Genomic DNA, 17603 nt, shown 5'->3' with positions numbered 1-17603 from the left:
TTCCCCTAAAATCGCGTTGAACGTCAGCAGTCGCGTCCAAAGACTGTAACCCAACCCCTGAGGAGCAACGATGAAACGAGTCCTTTTCGCCCTGGCCGCACTGGCCGCCGTGTCCGCCCCCGCCATGGCTGATGAAGCCCTGGCCAAGGCCAAGAACTGCATGGCCTGCCACGCCATCGACAAGAAGCTGGTCGGCCCGGCTTACAAAGACGTCGCCAAGAAGTATGCGGGCGACGCCAAAGCGGCCGATATGCTCGCCGCCAAGATCCAGAAGGGTGGCTCGGGCGTTTGGGGTGCGGTCCCCATGCCCGCGAACACGCAGGTCAACGACGCGGAAGCCAAGAAGCTCGCCGCCTGGGTGCTGTCGCTGAAGTAATCGGCGCTCACGTACCGACAAAAAGGCCCGCGAAAGCGGGCCTTTTTGTTTCCACAGCGCCCTCCGGAAAAGCCGAAGGGCGCCCAAATACAGCCTCAATAGGCCTGACCAAGCTGATCCAGAATGGCCGGGTTCTCGAGCGTCGAGGTGTCTTGCGTGATGGCCTCGCCCTTGGCGATGCTGCGCAACAGGCGGCGCATGATCTTGCCCGAGCGGGTCTTGGGCAGGTTCTCGCCAAAGCGAATGTCCTTGGGCTTGGCGATGGGGCCGATCTCCTTGGCGACCCAGTCGCGAAGTTCCTTGGCAATCGCACGCGCCTCGTCGCCCGTCGGCAGCGGCCGCTTGAGCACGACGAAGGCGCAGATCGCTTCGCCGGTCGTCTCATCGGGACGGCCCACCACGGCGGCTTCGGCCACGAGATCCGTCTTCGCGACCAGCGCCGACTCGATTTCCATCGTGCCCATGCGGTGGCCCGAGACGTTGAGCACGTCGTCGATGCGACCCGTGATGGTGAAATAACCCGTCTTGGCGTCGCGGATCGCGCCGTCGCCCGCCAGATAGTACTTGCCGCCGAACTCTTCGGGGTAGTAGCTCTTTTTGAAGCGCTCAGGGTCGCCCCAGATCGTGCGGATCATCGACGGCCACGGGCGTTTGATGACCAAGATACCGCCCTGCCCGTTGGGCACGTCCTTGCCCGTCTCATCGACGACCGCCGCCATGATGCCCGGGAACGGCAGCGTGCAAGAGCCCGGAACCAAGGGCGTCGCCCCGGGCAACGGCGTGATGACATGGCCGCCGGTCTCGGTCTGCCAGAAGGTGTCGACGATCGGGCAGCGCTCGCCTCCCACATGCCGGTAGTACCACTCCCAGGCCGCAGGATTGATCGGCTCGCCGACCGAACCCAAAAGGCGCAGGCTCGAGAGGTCGAAATTACGCGGATGCACCGTGTCGTTCGATTCGGCCGCCTTGATGAGCGAACGGATCGCCGTCGGCGCCGTGTAGAAAATCGTCACCTTGTGACGCTCGATCATGCGCCAGAACCGGCTCGCGTCCGGGAAGGTGGGAACGCCTTCGAACACGATCTGCGTCGCACCCAGCGCCATCGGTCCGTACGCGATATAGGTGTGGCCCGTGATCCAGCCGATATCAGCCGTGCACCAGAAGATGTCGTTCGGCTTGAGGTCGAAGGTCCACGCCGTGGTCAGCGCCGCATGGACCAAATATCCACCCGTCGAATGCTGCACGCCTTTGGGCTTGCCGGTCGAGCCCGAGGTGTAGAGCAAAAACAGCGGATGCTCCGCCTCCACCCACTCGGGCTCACAGGTCTGAGCCTGCCCGCCCACCACGTCGGCCATCCAGCGGTCGCGCCCTTGCACCATGTTCACCGGCGCACCGCTGCGGCGCACCACGAGAACGTGCTCGACTGAATCGCAGCCGCCAAGACTCAGCGCCTCATCGACGATGGCCTTGAGCGGCAATTGCTTGCCCCCGCGAATTTGATGGTCGGCGGTAATGACGACCTTGGCGCGGGTGTCTTCGATGCGGTCACGCAGCGCCTGGGCAGAGAAGCCACCGAACACCACGGAGTGCGTCGCGCCGATGCGCGCGCAGGCCAACATCGCCGCCACGCCGTCGATCGACATGGAGATGTAGATCACGACCCGATCGCCCTTTTGCACGCCCAGCGAACGCAGCCCGTTGGCAATCTGGCAGACCTTGGCGTGCAGGTCACGATAGTTGATGCGCGTGACCTCGCCGTCATCCGCCTCGAAAATGATCGCGGTCTTGTCACCCAGTCCGCGCTCGAGGTTGCGGTCGAGGCAGTTGTACGAAGCGTTGAGCGTGCCGTCCGCAAACCACTTGAAAAACGGCGCGTTGCTTTCATCGAGAACCTGGGTGAAGGGCGTCTTCCAGGTCACCATTTCCCGGGCACGCTTGGCCCAGTAGCCCGTGTAATCGCTCTCGGCCTCGCGACACAAGGCTTCATAGGCAGACATACCCGAAATGGTGGCCTGCCGGACGAACTCCTCGCTGGGGTAATACATCCGGACTTCACCCGCTTGCGGGCCACCGGCAGTCGAAGCATTCATTTTCGGTCTCCTCTGAATCAAGAAACGAACAGCAAGATTTGCGGCCGCGACTGTGGAGCCGCGCTCTTACAAGGCACTGACTCGCGCAGCCAGCGCACGGCCAGAGCACGGCCCGATCGGCTCCCTAAAATAAGGCCTCACTCCAAACCCGATCACACATGGCCCATCCTCCTCACAACGGCCCTCGGCAAGCCCCTCGGCTGCGCCCCCTGCCCGCCATCATCTTTGCCAGCCGCTGGCTGCAGCTCCCGCTGTACCTGGGGCTGATTCTGGCGCAGGCCGTCTATGTGTTCCACTTCTGGGTGGAACTGGTGCACCTGATCGAGGCTGCCTTCGGAAACGCGCACGCCCTCGAACTCCTGGTCAGCAGCATGGGGTACCGGTCGGACGCACCACTCACCACGCTCAACGAGACGGTGATCATGCTCGTCGTGCTTGCCCTGATCGACGTGGTGATGATTTCCAACCTCTTGATCATGGTCATCGTCGGCGGCTACGAAACCTTCGTGAGCCGGCTCGAACTCGAAGGCCATCCCGACCAACCGGAATGGCTCAGCCACGTCAACGCGTCCGTGCTGAAGGTCAAACTCGGCACGGCCATCATCGGGATCAGCTCCATCCATCTGCTGAAGACCTTCATCAATGCAGCGAACTACGATCTCAAGGTGCTGGTCTGGCAGACCATCATTCACGTCGTGTTCCTCCTGAGCGCACTCGCCATCGCATTGACCGACCGATTGATGCAGCCGAGCGGTGGGCAACATCCCACCGACACGCATTGACCGCCGAAGATGTCCCCAGAAGCAAAAGGCTAGACCATGACCACCATCCGCCAAGAAGACCTCACCGAATCCATCGCTGCTGCGCTGCAATTCATCAGCTACTACCACCCGGCCGACTACATCAAGCATCTGGCCCGCGCCTATGAGATCGAGCAGTCACCCGCGGCGAAGGATGCGATCGCGCAAATCCTGACCAACAGCCGCATGGCCGCCACCGGCCACCGCCCCATCTGCCAAGACACGGGGATCGTCAACGTCTTCCTGAAGGTCGGTATGGACGTGCGATGGGAAGGATTCACCGGCTCACTCGACGACGCCATCAACGCGGGCGTCCGTCGGGCCTATACCGACCGGCACAACACCTTGCGCGCCAGCGTCGTCGCAGACCCCCAATTCGCCCGCAAGAACACCGGCGACAACACGCCAGCCGTCATCTTCACCGAGATCGTCCCAGGCAATACGGTCGAGGTCACCGTTGCTGCCAAAGGGGGTGGGTCCGAGAACAAAAGCACGCTGGCCATGCTCAACCCTGGCGACAACATCGTCGACTGGGTACTCAAGACGGTGCCGACGATGGGCGCGGGCTGGTGCCCACCCGGCATGCTGGGCATCGGCATCGGAGGAACCGCTGAGAAGGCCGTTCTTCTCGCCAAGGAAAGCCTCATGGACGACATCGACATGGCCGACCTGCAACTGAAATCTCAGCGCGGCGAGCCGCTGACGCCGACCGAGCAATTGCGACTGGAGCTCTACGAGAAGGTCAACGCGCTCGGCATCGGAGCCCAGGGTCTCGGCGGGCTCACGACCGTCCTGGACGTCAAGATCAAGATGTATCCGACGCACGCCGCAAGCAAGCCGGTTGCGATGATTCCCAATTGCGCGGCCACCCGTCATGCCCACTTCGTGCTCGATGGATCAGGGCCGGTTTATCTCGACCCGCCGAGCCTTGATCTCTGGCCCAAGGTCGAGTGGCACCCCGACGCAGAACACAGTCGCCGCGTGAACCTCGACACCTTGACCCGAGAGGAAGTGGCCAGTTGGAAACCCGGTCAGACCCTGCTGCTCAACGGAAAAATGCTCACCGGGCGCGACGCCGCCCACAAACGCATCAAGGAGTTGCTGGACCGCGGCGAGCGGCTGCCCGTCGACTTTCGCAATCGGGCCATCTACTACGTGGGCCCAGTCGACCCGGTCGAGGGCGAAGTGGTGGGGCCTGCTGGCCCCACGACCGCGACGCGCATGGACGGCTTCACCGAAATGATGCTCTCGAAAACCGGCCTGCTGGCCATGATCGGCAAAGCCGAGCGAGGCCCTGAGGCCATCGAGGCGATCCGTCGCCACCGCTCGGCTTATCTGATGGCAGTCGGCGGTGCGGCCTACCTGGTGTCCAAAGCGATCAAGTCGGCCCGCGTCGTCGCTTTCGAGGATCTCGGCATGGAAGCGATTTACGAATTCGAGGTCGTCGATATGCCCGTCACTGTGGCGGTCGACGCCAACGGCGTCAGCGTCCACGAAACTGGCCCTGCCGAGTGGCGCGCCCGCATCGCGAGCGGTGCCTTCAAAGATATCCCCGTCACGGCGGTCTGAGCGTGCCCCAGGGTCCCGCCGCCGATCAGACCGAAACCAGGGCGAAGGCAACTCGCCCGATCGGCGTCTTCGACAGCGGCGTCGGTGGCCTCAGTATTCTTCGCTCCCTGCACACTCACCTGGGCGACGAGGACTACTGGTTTTTGGCCGACTCCCGTTACGCGCCTTATGGGGAGCGATCCGAGGCAGAAATTCGCCAACGCGCCGTCGCGGTGGTGGACTGGCTGCGTCGACATGCGGACATCAAGGCTTTGGTCATCGCCTGCAATACCGCGACGGCAGTTGCCGCAGACGATCTGCGGCGGATGCATCCGGATTTGCCCATCGTCGGCATTGAACCCGCCCTCAAGCCAGCGGCAGCCATCACCCAGACCGGGCGTGTCGGTGTTCTGGCGACCCCGGCCACCTTGGCGAGCCAGCGCTTTGCGCGGCTCCTCGAACGCCAGTCGCCCGCGGTCGAATATCTGCTGCAGCCTTGCCCTGGACTGGCGGCCGCCATCGAGCGCGATGACCGTGCCGCGATCCAAGAACAATGTGCGCGCCATGTCCAGTCTTTACAGGCGCAAAGCGGCTCAGGCTCCACCATCGACACCGTGGTCCTCGGTTGCACGCACTACCCGTTCGCCGCAGCGGTGCTCGCCGACCTGCTCGGGCCGTCCGTGCGGCTGCTCGACACCGGAGAGCCGGTCGCCCGGCAAACGCTGAGCTTGCTCGAACAACACGGCCTGCGCCATCCGGGACCGGCTGCCGCCCAAGAGCGCTCGACCCCCGTCCGGCAGGGGAGCACCCGGCTGTGGACCACGGGAGACCCCCACCACCTCAGCGCTGCGGCGCGGCGGTGGCTGGGGATGACGACGGCTGCCGCCCAGTCGGCTCAGATCGAAGACTCGCCGGTGACGACTCGTCAGTGAAGATGGCGCGGTCGCCGGCCACCCGCCGGTCCGCCATGCCCGCCGCTGCCGCGCGGTGGCCGCCCGAGATCGAGCGAATGCACCAAGGCATCGAAGCGCTTGGCAAAGAGTCGGTCGATCTCATCGACGACGCCGCCGAGTTCCGATGCGTCGAAATGTCGCTCCATCACGTGCAGCACATCCTCGACCAACAAGTCACGCTGCACCTGCATGATGGCTGCAGGCGTCGGCCCTACGAACAGCATGACGAAGTCGTCCCGGGCTTCCTCGTCCGGACCGGCCTCTTCCTCATCAAACTCCGCGTCGTAGAAGGTCACCTCGATCGCCGCGCCGCTGGCCGCGAGCTCATTGAGCGCCATACAGGTTTCGTCGATGGCCTGCCGAAAATCCTGGTCTCCGAGCACCGTCCAACACAGATGCAACGTGTGGGTCGACGCTTCAAATTGAATGCCCGGCTCATCTTCGTAATGGCTGGCCGCCGCTGCAGCCAGCGAGCGCGCCCCCGCATACTTCCAAAGCGGACGCAGCGCATCCTGAATCTCGTCATAAGAGACTTCGGGCCGAAGCGGAATGTCACCATGGACATGAATCTCAAAGGGGCGTTCGTATGGAGCCATCGTGCAACCTGTTTCGTTCAAAGCGGAGGGTGATGGCGCCGTTGAGCAGCGCCGCCTCCGAAGCAAATGCTGAAGCATACGCCACCCGCACGACACGCCAAGAGCGTGCCCCACCCTTTTGGCTACGTCCCCTTTGTAAAACGCTGGAACTTCAGGTCAAACGCCGAGCCCGCTCACTCGGGCTCACGATATCGGTCAGTCGAATCCCAAACTTGTCGTTGACCATCACGACCTCGCCACGGGCGATCAAAAAGCCGTTGACCAATACGTCCATCGGCTCGCCCGCCAGCCGGTCGAGGTCCACGACCGAACCCTGCGCCAGTCGTAACAACTCCTTGATCTGGATCTTGGTCCGTCCCAACTCAACCGATAAGGTGACTGGGATGTCCATCACCAGATCCAGCCGATCGCTGCCTTCGGGGGGCTCAGCTGAGCCGGGCTTCAACGCTTCGAAAGCTGCTCTTTTGGCCCCACCGGTACTCGGAGTTTCGGGGGCGGAGCCCTCCGCGCTCGCGCTTCCGGCCTGCTGTTGCTGCTCCTCCGCAAAAGCTTCGGCCCAGTCGTCCTCGCCGACCGGTGCTGCCTGCGCCGGATCGGTCTGAGGGGTGTCGGTGCTTTCTTCGCTCATCATGTGTTCCTCTGCCGCCACTCAGTCAAGCGCTGGGCGGCTGCTCGTTTGGGCTTCAAGGCCTGGGCGGATGCGCTCGACAACCTGGATCGCCATTTTTTCCTCATGCTCCCCATAGCGAGCCGTCAACACCGGAATCCCGTCGACCACGGCGGTCACCTGCTCCGGCAATTCCACCGGAATGATGTCTCCGACCTGCAGGCCGAGCAGTTCCCGAACCGTCAAGGTCCGATCGAGCAACTTCACCTGCAACTCCACCTCAGCCTCCTGCATCTCGTGCTGCAGGGCCTGGGTCCAACGCGCATCGACCTCATTTCGGTCGGTGGTCAGCCCCGTCGACATCAAGTCCCGAATCGGTTCGATCGTGCTGTAGGGAATGCAGATCTGCAAACTGCCGCCACCGCCTTCGATCTCGACATCGAATCGGGAAACGACGACGACCTCCGTCGGCGTCGCGATGTTCACGAACTGCGGGTTGACCTCGGACCGGGTCCATTCGGGCTGGATCGGGTAGACGGAACTCCAGGCGATCCGGTACTCCTTGAACACCATCTCGAGCATGCGGCGAATGATGCGCTGCTCCAACGGGGTGAAGTCACGCCCCTCGATACGCGCGTGGTAGCGCCCGCCGCCGCCAAAAAAATTATCGACCACCGAAAACACCAACCGGGGGTCAAACACGAACAAAGACGTCCCCCGGAGCGGCTTGATCTGCACCAGGTTGATGTTGCTCGGAACGACCAAGGACCGGATGAACTCGCTGTACCGAATCAATCTGACCTGCCCCACCGAGATTTCGGATGAGCGCCGCAAGAAGTTGAACAAGCCCACCCGCCAAAGCCGACCAAAGCGCTCGTTGATCACCTCGAGCGTGGGCATGCGGCCCCGGACGATCCGCTCCTGGTTCGCGAGATCCAGGGGTCGGACACCCCCTTCTTCCACCGGCTCCGATCCACCCGCGTGATCGTCCCCGGTGACATCCTTCAACAGGGCGTCAACCTCGTCTTGTGAAAGGATGTCTTGGACCATGATGCCTTACTGGACCACGAACGCGGTGAAGAACACCCCAGCCACGGGACCCTCTTCCGCCGCTTCACCGTGGCCGCTGCCGGGCTTGCGCCCCGTCAAGATCGCGTTGACGGCACTCAGGATCTCTGCAGCCAACGCGTCGCGGACCTCCACGCTACTGACCTTGTCGGCCTGCTGTGCCGCCAGAATGCGCAAAATCGTGCTGCGAATTTCGGGCGTGGTCGCCTTGATCCGTTCTTCAAGCTTGGGGTCGTACACTTTGAGCTCGATCTTCACCTGCAAATAATGCGTGATTCCATCGTTGCTTTGCACATTGGTGACGAATGGCTCGAGCGCAATGAACTTGGCTTCTTTTTCCACCTTCGCAGGGGCGGGTGCATGTGCAGCGTCCGGTGCCGCTTTGGGCCGCAAGAGGAACCACCACGCGCCGCCCCCCCCCAGCGCAAGCACGAGCACCGCGCCCACGATGATGAACAGCATCTTCTTGCTTTTGCCGCCGGTTTCTTTTTCTGGATCGGACATCCGTCTTTACCTCAGATTGGTGAAATAGATGGTTTCGGATGTTAACGGCTCAAGTCTCGAGAACTGAAGCCCCGGGGGTGCCTCACGCGCTCAGGCAAACAAATTGATCAGGCTGCGCTCCACCCGCCCGACCGAAGGCAGCAAGTCCGCTCCTTCAGCCGGCGCAACCCCACCGCTCACGGGCGACACTGCCGTACGGGCTTGAGGCTGGGCCTCTTGCCCTCGAAAGCCGGCGCCACCGGCATCGACCGATGCTTGACCCAAGGTCAAACCCGAGCCCACGAACGCCTCCTGAAGCTGGGGCAAGCCAGCCTCAAGTGCCGCGCGAACCGCCTGATGAGGGGAAACGAACTGGGCATGGACGGTTCCTTCGGCCACCCGCAAGTGAACTTCGACGGTCCCCAACTGCGGCGGATTGACCTTCAAAATCATCCAATTCTTGCCGCCCTCCGACGCCCACACGAGGTGGCGACCAACCTCCTGCCCCCAGGCTGGCGAGCCGACCGGTTCCTTGACCGGAACCGAAGCTGACGGAGCCTCAGAGGCCGAACCGGCGCGCGTCGTCGCTACCGGAAGCGGCGCAGTTGCCCCAGGAGCGTCCGGGGAATCCGTCCGGTCTGTGGCAACTTCTCGAAGCTTCGCCGAGGGGGACGATCGTGCTTCGCCGTCCACGAGATCCGGCATCGCAACCACACCTGATGAGACTGAGGGCGGCGCACGGAAGTCTCCGCTTCGATCCGCCATATCCGAGGCTGCGCTGGCGAGGCTCGCCGTTGCCGGCCGTTCCGCTCCAAGCAGTGTCAAGGGTCGCCCGCGCCCGTCGGTCAAAGTCGCTGGAAGATCAGTCGAATCCGCTCGTTCGAAATCTGTTGCGACGATCTGACCCGGCCTGGACGCCTCGCCCGGCGGCAAAAATTTGCCGCCTGCGGCGAGGAATGGCCGGGCCGATTCGTCCGCTCCATCCCCGATTGCGACGGGCAAATCCGGAGACGAATTCGGGCTCTGCGCCGGGAATTGGGGAATGTCCGAGTCCAAGCCATCCAGCAACAGAGCTGCGACACCCGATGCGGCGCGCATTCCCACTCCAGACCCGCTTTCGGCGCCCTGCACGCCACCCCGGTTTTCGAAAAGCCCGACCGCCTGCCCGTAGCCGGCCGCATTCAAGCCAAGAGCCGCAACCCCTACGGCCTCCAACCCGGCAGCCGCCTCGCCATGCGCTTCTTTGGCGAGGGTCGAGCCCGGCGGCTCGGCCTGTCCTTCCTGCACTCCAGCGACATCGTTCGCATCAGACCGCGCTGAAGACGGGTTGGCCCTTTCGGACGACGACCCCGCCGGCGATGGATCGCCCTGTCCCTGGTGTGGCTTTGCGCCCTCTAACCGATGTTGTGCCGCCGAGAGCATCCGGCGAAACATCGTGGGATGCGGGTCGCTTGCGCTCCGCTGCTCGGCTGCGGCTGAACGAGCCAGCTTTACTTCGACCCTATCGGGAAAGACAATTTGAACGCCCGTCATCGAGATGCCTCCATGCCGTGCGGAGGAAGCAAACGCTGTGCCAGCGTCAGCGCCTAGGCTTGGCTGCACCCGAAAAAACCGATTGAGCGCAGCCCGTCAAAGGGGCGCCGGACGTGAGAGCGATCCGTCGCCAGTCGCCGCGAGCGCAGACCACTCCTGCAACTCCCGACGGTCCTCTTGGACCGCCAGGGCCCGAAGCTCCTCGCGCTGACGCTCGCTGAGTTGATCGAAAGCCATGACGCGCTGACGCGCCTGCGTCCAAGCGCCGGTGGCCTGATCGACCGCCGCGCGGGTGCGATCGACCTCTGCTTCCTGAGCGCGGATCGCTTCATCCAAACGCAGCAAGAACGCGCGCATCCCGCGAACTTCACCCCAGCGACCGGGCTGAGCCTCCAAGGCCCGCATCCGCTCCAGGTATTCGGCCCGATAAACCTGCAATTGTTCGAGCTTGCGTCGCGCGTCAGAGGCTGTGTCTTGATGGGCCTTCAGCACCCGCGCCAAGCGCTGCTGTTCCGCGTCCGCGTCGGCCCGCAGCTTTTCGAACGTTGCCGCCCGTCGAAGGATCGCCGTAGCAGAGGTCATCCCGACATACGCAATGAAACAGGGGTTTCATTATGCATCCACTTGCGGTGCCAGGTAGGGCTCCATCAAAGAGTGCAGGGCCTGCCGGCTCGACTCGAGATCCACCGACTCGTGCATGCCCTGAAGTAAAAATGCCCGTATACCCGAATGCGCCCGAACCGCCAGGTCCAAGACGGGATCCGAGCCGGGGCGGTAGGCGCCCACGGCAATCAGGTCTTGCTGAGCCGCGTACCGTCCTTCGAGTTCTTTCAGGCGGTAGACGCGGCGCAGCTCTTCCGGCGGCACCAAATTCGGCATGACGCGGCTGATCGACGCCTGAAGATCGATCGCGGGAAAATGGCCCTGTTCCGCGAGGCGACGGCTCAAGACCAAGTGGCCGTCCAGAATCGCCCGCACGTTGTCGGCGACCGGATCCTGCGCGTCATCGCCTTCCATCAACACGGTATAGAACGCAGTCACGCTGCCCTCGCCCTCGCGGCCGTTTCCGGCTCGCTCGACCAGCGCCGGAAGCTTGGCAAAAACAGACGGTGGGAAACCCCGCGCCGCCGGTGGCTCGCCCGCAGCCAGCGCAACCTCCCGCAATGCGAGCGCATAGCGGGTGAGCGAGTCCATCAAGAGCAGAACATGCAGTCCCTGGTCGCGGTAATACTCGGCGAGCGCCGTCGCCAAGCGGGCACCCCGGATGCGTGCGAGTGCGGGGGCGTCCGCAGGCGCCGCGACCACCACGGAACGGCGCATGCCCTCGACTCCCAGAATGTCTTCGATGAACTCTTTGACCTCGCGACCCCGCTCCCCGATGAGGCCGACCACCACGACATCGGCCCGGGTGTTTCGCGCCATCATGCCCAGCAACACGCTCTTGCCGACACCGCTGCCCGCGAATAAGCCCATCCGCGCGCCCCGCCCGATGGTGAACAAGGCATTGATGGCCCGAACCCCGACATCGAGCGGCTCCCGTACGAGCGCCCGGTCCAAGGGGTTGATCGGCACGCCCGAGATCGAGGTGTACGCAGTCGTACCCAACGGACCCAGCGCATCCAGCGGCTTTCCATTGCCGTCGAGCACACGCCCCAACAACTCCATGCCCGCGGGAATCTTCAGATCGCCCGGTATGGGTGTGACGCGCGCACCGGGCGCCAAGCCCTGGATCTCCCCCGCCGCCATGAGTTGTACGTGCTCACCATGGAATCCCACCACCTCGGCGGCGATTCGCCGGTTGTCGTCCGTCTGCACCAGGCAGCGCGCACCCAGGCTGACCTCGAGCCCGTGCGCCTCGAGGATCATGCCGCGGACCCGAAGCAAACTTCCACTCGGTTGAAGCGGGAATCCGCCGGCACTCTCGAGTCGCTTACTCAGCCCGGCGAGACGCGCGAGCGCTCGCTCGGTCTTCAAATCGGGCGACGCCGGGTCTTGGTCGCTGGTCACAGAGCACCCTCCTCGAAGAGCTTGGCCATGACGTACCGCCAGCGCTCCTCGAGCCGCAGATCCAGTTCCGAGACCGCCTCGTTGGGCCGAGGCCGCCAGCGGCGATTGGCGCTCACCCGGTCCTCATGGCCCGACCCGGCAGCCACGACCAGATCCCCACGTTCCAGCGTCTCATCCTCGACCAGCATGGCTCCCGTCGCCTCGAGGTCGGGGTCGAGTTCCCGCAACATCGCCGCATCAGCCGGGTGAACGCGTATCCAAGGGGTACCGGTGCGCAAGGGAAAAGCCGCCAAAGCCTGCCGCAACAGTTCCAGCAAGCGTTCGGGTTGCGTCCGAATCTCATGCATCACCACCTGGCGGGCGATCTCCACCGCCAAGGCAACCACCGCAGACTCGAGCCGTTCTTCCAATCGATCGATGGGCTGCGCCAATTGCGACAACAGACGCTGAACGAGCGCCCGCTCGGCCTCTGCTTGCTGGCGACCTGCGCGCAAGCCTTCCTCGTAGCCTTCGCGATGACCTGCGGCGCGCCCCTCATCCAAGCCTTGCTGCCGCGCCTGGTCGAACAGCGCCTCGAGGTCTGCTGCCGTCGGCAGGTTGACGGCCTCGACCGGCGTTCCATCCGTAGACGGTGAGGGGTCGCCACCCATCGACCCCGACTCCGAAGCCCCAACCGTCTCCCCAGACCCCGTCGGCGTGCCATCGAGTCGCGGGGCGCGCCAGGGCTGCGCCCGACGGGCTTGATCACGGTCGAACACGCCACTCATCGATGCGCCTTTGCCTCTTTGCCAGACTCAACCAACCAGCGCCTCGGCGCCGCCGCCGCCCAGCTGGATCTGTCCCGCGGCCTCGAGGCGAGTCGCGATCTGCAGGATTTCCTTCTGTGCAGCTTCGACTTCGGAGAGCCGGACGGGACCTTTGGCCTCCATGTCGTCGCGCAGCATTTCTGCGGCACGCTTGGACATGTTGCGAAGAAACTTTTCCCGCAACTGGGCGTTGGCTCCTTTGAGCGCCAAGATCAAGGTTTCCGACGAGATCTCACGCAACATCACCTGGATGCTCCGATCGTCGACGTTGATCAGGTCATCGAAGACAAACATCTGCTCCTGGACCTTGTTCGCAAGTTCCTCATCCTGCGTGCGCAAGAGTTCCAGAATCGCATTGGACAAGGTCGTATCCAGGCGATTGAGAATTTCCGCGGCGACTTTCGGTCCGCCCATGGCGCTGACCTGCACGCTCTGCTGCTCGCCACTGAGCAGCTCTTCGAGCGCGTCGTTGAGCTCTTTGAGCGCATTGGGCTGTAAGCTGTCGAGCGCTGCCAGACGCAACAAGGCCTCGCCAGCAGTCCGCTGCGGTAGAAACTGGAGAACCTCGCCCGCCTGATCGGCGTCGAGGTAGGACAAAACCAGCGCGATGACCTGCGGGTGTTCGAGCTTGATCAGTTCCGCGATCGCTCGGGGCTCGAGCCATTTGAGGTTTTCCAGGCCATTGGATTCCCCGCCATGCAAGATCCGCTCGATCAAAGCCGCCGCTCGATCGCCCCCGAGCGCCTTGGTCAAAGCGCCTTTGAGGAACTCATTCGCACCCAGACCCAAGGTGGTCTGCAACTCGATCTGCTCCCGGAACGATCGGATGACTTCATGGGCTTCGGTTGGGCTGACTTTGCGCAGCTTGGCCATCGCTGCGCCCAAGCGCTGCACCTCCCTCGGACCGAGGTGCTTCATGACCTCGGCCGCGGCATCCTCGCCGAGACTGAGCAGCAAGACCGCCGCGCGCTCGAGCCCGCTCAGTTCTTCTTCGGTCTTACTTTCCATCGCCGAGCCACTCCTTGATGACCTGAGCGGCACGCCGCGGATCCTGCTTCACCAATTCACGGGCAACCGCCGCATCAGCCTCATAGGTGTTCGTCAGGCGAACCACATCAGGCTTGAGCTCCCCGGATGGGCCGGGCTCTGCTGCTGGTGCGCCTGCAGCTGCGCCTTCTTCGCCAGCCTCGGATGCTGCCACGGATGCTGCCCCAACTGTCGCCTCTGCACTCGCGGGGCTAGACCCCGGCTCGGCTCCGCCCCCCTCAGCAGCAAGCCCCGGCTCCGCGACCCGATCGACCACGGTCGGCGCAGCCAGCCGTCGGATGGCCATGAAGGCGAGCAAACCGAGCACCAGCGCCACCACATAGGGCGCAACGAGCCGGACCAGCTCCCAGAACCATGCGGCGCGCCACCAGACCGTTTCCTTCTGTTCAGCCTCGGCGCCGGAGAATGCCATGCTCACCACCGAAACCTGGTCTCCACGCTTGGCGTCGAAGCCCATCGCACTTTCGACCAACTGCTTGATCTGGGCGATCTGCTCCGCGGTCATAGGCTTGGGCTTGCCCTCGACGATCTGTTGGTTGACCAAAACGGAGACCGACAAGCGCTTGATGGCCCCGATGGCCCCCTGCGTGTGACTCACCGTCTTGTCGAGTTCGTAATTGACCGTCGCGGAACTGCTGGCCGAGGTCGGGGCCAAAGCCTTGAGGCTCGGCGCAATCTGCACGAACTGCTGCGGAGTCAGCGGAGCCGACGCTGTCGACAGCGTAAACGGCGCGACCACATTCCCCGGCGGCTGGTTTGAGAGCGCGCCCGGAACGCCCATCGCCTGGGCCCCGTCTCCGGTGCTGTTGGAGGACTGGGTCTGCTGACTCAGCACATGGCCTTGCCCGTAAACGATGTTGCTCGATTCAGTCTTGCTGAAATCGAGATCGGCCGCGACCGCGACCCGTACCCCGTCACTCCCGGCAATGGGTGCCAGGATCGACTCGATTTGCTTACGGTATTGCTGCTCGACTTGGGCTCGGTAGGCTTGCTGCGTCGGTTGAACGCCGTTCTCCTCGGCCACGGTACTCAACATGGTTCCGTCCTGATCGACGACCGTGACACTCTTCTCGCTCAAACCAGGCACACTCGAAGCGACGAGATGCACGATGCCCGCGACCTGAGCCCGCGCCAGTACCCACCCCGGGCGCAGCTTCACGAGTACCGAGGCCGACGGCTTTTCAGCCTGACTGAGAAAAACCGAAGGCTTGGGAATGGCCAGATGCACCGTGGCGGACTCGACCGCCGACAAGCTTTCGATCGTGCGCGCCAGCGAACCCTGCAAGGCTCTTTGGTAGTTGACCTGCTCCACGAACTGGCTGGTGCCGAAGGGCTGGTGTTCGAGCACTTCGAAGCCAACATTTCCGCCCTTGGGCAAGCCATTGGCCGCAAGTTTCATCCGCGTGGCATAGACCTGGTCCGATGGAACCTCAATCACCGCACCGCCCGCCCCGATGCGATAGGGTACGCCCAGTTTTTGCAACTCGGCAATGACGGTACCGCCGTCCCGCTCGGACAGGTTCGAAAACAAGACTTGATAGGCGGGGCTGCGCCCCCAGAGCAGCGTCACCAGCAACAAGGCCACCAAGGCCGACAGCGCAGCAAGAACCGCGAACCGCTGATTCAGGCTCAAGCGTCGCCAAAGAGCCAATGGCTCTTGCAACGGTCCGCTCAGCGGCATCTCTGCAGTCTGGCTCACAGACATGTCAATCCCCAAGTCTCGTCATCGCTATCGGCTTCCGGAAGCCATCAAGCCTGGATGTTCATGATGTCCTGATAGGCCGACACCAGCTTGTTGCGCACCTGCAGCGCGGCCTGGAACGCAATGCCTGCCTTTTGCGTCGCAAGCATCACGTCGCTCAGTTCCACGTCAGTCGCTCCAGCCGAAAACCGCTGCTGCAGCGCCTCTGCCGACTGCAATCGTTGGTTCAAAGCCTCGACCGCCCCCTCCAGCGATTGGGCAAAACTCGCCGCTCCCGTGGTTGCGGCCCCAGCGGAACTCGCTTCCTTCGCGATCGATCCCGAAGCCTCGGCAGCCAAACTCCGAAGCTGAACCAATACCGACTGCATCCGATCGACATTCATGGCATTTCCTCCTTCTCGCGACAGCGGGCAGGCGCCCGACCGTCACACCCCGGTAGACAAGCAACAATCGGGCCAACTTGAATTCAACTGCAAGCCGGCTCAGTCGTCCAACGCGGGCAAGTCAAACCCCGCTTCGCGCATGCGCTGAAGTTTGTGCCGCAGGGTTCGGGGGCTGATCCCGAGGCGCTCCGCGGCGAGCTTCTTCGAGCCGCGACTCAAGCGCAGCGCATCCGCAATCAATCGGCGCTCATTCTGTTCCAGGGCTGCATCGAGCCCGGCCCCGAGCCCGCCCGCGCCGGGCGCAGGCATGGCAATCACGGAACCGCGGTCCGCGCGCCCAGCCGCCGCTGGGGTCGGTGGGACGCCAAACCCGTCCACGGCCTGCGGCAACAGCAAATCACGCGGAGCAATCGTTCCGTCCGTACACAAAATCGCCGCTCGCTGCAGCACGTTTTCGAGCTCGCGGACATTGCCCGGCCAGTCATACCCCAACAAAGCCTGGCCCGCCTCCGGCCCAAGTCGGACCGGGGCACTCAGCTTGAGCTGTCCGCCCAAGCGCTCGAGTATGGCCTCAGCGAGCGGCAAAATGTCCTCGCGCCGCTCGCGCAGTGGCGGAATGGTCAGGGGAAAGGCGTTGAGCCGGTAGTACAGATCCTCTCGCAACACGCCTTGGCGGACAGCCGTTTGCGGGTCACGGTTGCTGGTTGCGATGACGCGGATGTCGAGCGCGATGCGCCGCCGCCCACCGACGCGCTCGATCTCACGTTCCTGGAGCACGCGGAGCAATTTGGCTTGCAGCCCCGCCGCCATTTCGGTGATTTCATCGAGCAGCAGGGTTCCCCCTTGCGCTTGCTCAAACTTGCCGGGTGCCGCCTGCGACGCCCCCGTGAATGCCCCTTTCTCGAAGCCAAACAGCGTGGCCTCGAGCAAGGTTTCGGGGATGGCAGCGCAATTGATCGCGACGAACGGTCCGGAGGCTCGGGCGGACGAACGGTGGATCCAGCGTGAGACCACTTCCTTCCCCACCCCGCTTTCACCCAACAGCAACACCCCTAGGTCCGTCTGGGCGACACGGCCCGCCAACTCCAGCACCCGCAGCATGGCCGCTGAGCGGGCGACGAGGCCTTGCATGGGAAGAGACGCACCCTGAGCGTGTTCACTCCGATGCGGGCTGGTGGTCATAGGCTGCAGTCCTCCCGGTCTGAGATCCATGGAATTCGAATCTGGCAAACGCGCACGATTGCCTTCGATCATGCCTCCGGCGCCACCGGAATTGAAGTTGCGCCTGAGGCCGTGATGAACCGGTTCAGCAAGTTCGATGCCTGAGCAAAAACGGCCCCATTCGCGCCGAAAACCCGGCCGAGCCCCTCCGGCGCAGAACATCCGGACCGTGGGCGCCAAAGATTTGACGGCCTGCGAAGTTCTGGTGGCCCGAATACTGCCAGAAAGTCGGCTTCAGGGCACCAACTCGACGCAAAGGTCGGCGGAACGTTTCAGGACGGTCCCCAGCGGACGCCTCATCCCGCGTCACGGGACTTCAATCCGTATTTGCGGATCTTTTCGACCAGGGTGGTTCGGCGCAGGCTCAAGCGATCCGCTGCACG

17 protein-coding genes are annotated in these 17603 nt (G+C 63.5%); 4 read left to right on the top strand and 13 right to left on the bottom strand.

What is annotated here, in order from left to right; all coding sequences use genetic code 11:
* The first annotated feature begins 70 nt into the window (after window positions 1-70).
* On the top strand, window positions 71-376 hold the full coding sequence (locus JHC36_RS10935) for a c-type cytochrome (protein WP_287919031.1): 306 nt from the start codon (window positions 71-73) through the stop codon (window positions 374-376).
* A gap of 95 nt (window positions 377-471) precedes the next feature.
* On the opposite strand, the gene acs is transcribed toward JHC36_RS10935, so the two are convergent.
* A complete protein-coding gene (gene acs / locus JHC36_RS10930) occupies window positions 472-2421 on the bottom strand; it encodes an acetate--CoA ligase (protein WP_503007045.1) in 1950 nt (649 codons plus the stop codon).
* A 203-nt stretch (window positions 2422-2624) separates the two neighbouring features.
* Here acs and JHC36_RS10925 point away from each other — a divergent pair, with 203 nt between their 5' ends.
* Genes JHC36_RS10925 through murI form a run of 3 tightly spaced genes read left to right on the top strand, consistent with a single transcriptional unit; the run spans window position 2625 to window position 5746 of the window.
* Complete coding sequence (locus JHC36_RS10925; RefSeq protein ID WP_287919027.1) at window positions 2625-3248, top strand: TIGR00645 family protein; 624 nt, start codon at window positions 2625-2627, stop codon at window positions 3246-3248.
* A 36-nt stretch (window positions 3249-3284) separates the two neighbouring features.
* Complete coding sequence (locus JHC36_RS10920; RefSeq protein ID WP_287919025.1) at window positions 3285-4835, top strand: fumarate hydratase; 1551 nt, start codon at window positions 3285-3287, stop codon at window positions 4833-4835.
* A gap of 2 nt (window positions 4836-4837) precedes the next feature.
* Entirely contained in the window at window positions 4838-5746 is a 909-nt protein-coding gene (murI, locus tag JHC36_RS10915) for a glutamate racemase (protein ID WP_287919023.1), read from the top strand.
* On the opposite strand, the gene JHC36_RS10910 is transcribed toward murI, so the two are convergent.
* From JHC36_RS10910 to JHC36_RS10855, 12 genes are all read right to left on the bottom strand, one after another.
* Window positions 5740-6363: a DUF6806 family protein gene (locus JHC36_RS10910; RefSeq protein WP_287919021.1), complete on the bottom strand. Its 624-nt coding sequence runs from the start codon at window positions 6361-6363 to the stop codon at window positions 5740-5742. The two genes, murI and JHC36_RS10910, sit on opposite strands and share 7 nt — an antisense overlap.
* A 151-nt stretch (window positions 6364-6514) precedes the next feature.
* Window positions 6515-6991 (bottom strand): flagellar motor switch protein FliN, encoded by a 477-nt coding sequence (fliN, locus tag JHC36_RS10905; RefSeq protein ID WP_503007043.1) that lies wholly within the window; start codon window positions 6989-6991, stop codon window positions 6515-6517.
* A 21-nt stretch (window positions 6992-7012) separates the two neighbouring features.
* Complete coding sequence (fliM, locus tag JHC36_RS10900; protein WP_287919016.1) at window positions 7013-8020, bottom strand: flagellar motor switch protein FliM; 1008 nt, start codon at window positions 8018-8020, stop codon at window positions 7013-7015.
* Between the two features lie 6 nt (window positions 8021-8026).
* Window positions 8027-8542, bottom strand: coding sequence for a flagellar basal body-associated FliL family protein (locus JHC36_RS10895; protein ID WP_124221324.1), 516 nt, complete (start codon window positions 8540-8542; stop codon window positions 8027-8029).
* Between the two features lie 90 nt (window positions 8543-8632).
* Window positions 8633-10054: a flagellar hook-length control protein FliK gene (locus JHC36_RS10890; protein WP_287919012.1), complete on the bottom strand. Its 1422-nt coding sequence runs from the start codon at window positions 10052-10054 to the stop codon at window positions 8633-8635.
* Window positions 10055-10150: 96 nt separating this feature from the next.
* Window positions 10151-10636 (bottom strand): flagellar export protein FliJ, encoded by a 486-nt coding sequence (locus tag JHC36_RS10885; protein ID WP_287919009.1) that lies wholly within the window; start codon window positions 10634-10636, stop codon window positions 10151-10153.
* Window positions 10637-10666: 30 nt separating this feature from the next.
* Entirely contained in the window at window positions 10667-11992 is a 1326-nt protein-coding gene (locus JHC36_RS10880) for a FliI/YscN family ATPase (RefSeq protein WP_287919034.1), read from the bottom strand.
* Between the two features lie 65 nt (window positions 11993-12057).
* A complete protein-coding gene (locus tag JHC36_RS10875; protein WP_287919006.1) occupies window positions 12058-12828 on the bottom strand; it encodes a flagellar assembly protein FliH in 771 nt (256 codons plus the stop codon).
* Between the two features lie 27 nt (window positions 12829-12855).
* Complete coding sequence (gene fliG / locus JHC36_RS10870) at window positions 12856-13875, bottom strand: flagellar motor switch protein FliG (protein WP_124221316.1); 1020 nt, start codon at window positions 13873-13875, stop codon at window positions 12856-12858.
* Window positions 13865-15619 carry a flagellar basal-body MS-ring/collar protein FliF gene (fliF, locus tag JHC36_RS10865; protein ID WP_287919003.1) on the bottom strand — a complete coding sequence of 585 codons (1755 nt, stop codon included), beginning with the start codon at window positions 15617-15619 and terminating at the stop codon, window positions 13865-13867. The genes fliG and fliF overlap by 11 nt, the downstream gene beginning before the upstream one ends.
* A 44-nt stretch (window positions 15620-15663) precedes the next feature.
* Window positions 15664-15999, bottom strand: coding sequence for a flagellar hook-basal body complex protein FliE (gene fliE / locus JHC36_RS10860; protein WP_287919002.1), 336 nt, complete (start codon window positions 15997-15999; stop codon window positions 15664-15666).
* Between the two features lie 99 nt (window positions 16000-16098).
* Window positions 16099-17130, bottom strand: a complete 1032-nt coding sequence (locus tag JHC36_RS10855; protein ID WP_287918999.1) for a sigma-54 interaction domain-containing protein — start codon at window positions 17128-17130, stop codon at window positions 16099-16101.
* Between the last annotated feature and the right edge of the window lie 473 nt (window positions 17131-17603).

This window comes from Tibeticola sp., from assembly GCF_022759015.1.
Taxonomy (GTDB): domain Bacteria; phylum Pseudomonadota; class Gammaproteobacteria; order Burkholderiales; family Burkholderiaceae_C; genus Tibeticola; species Tibeticola sediminis.
The sequence above is the reverse complement of the archived record's forward strand: the minus strand, read 5'-3'. Positions and strand labels throughout refer to the sequence as shown.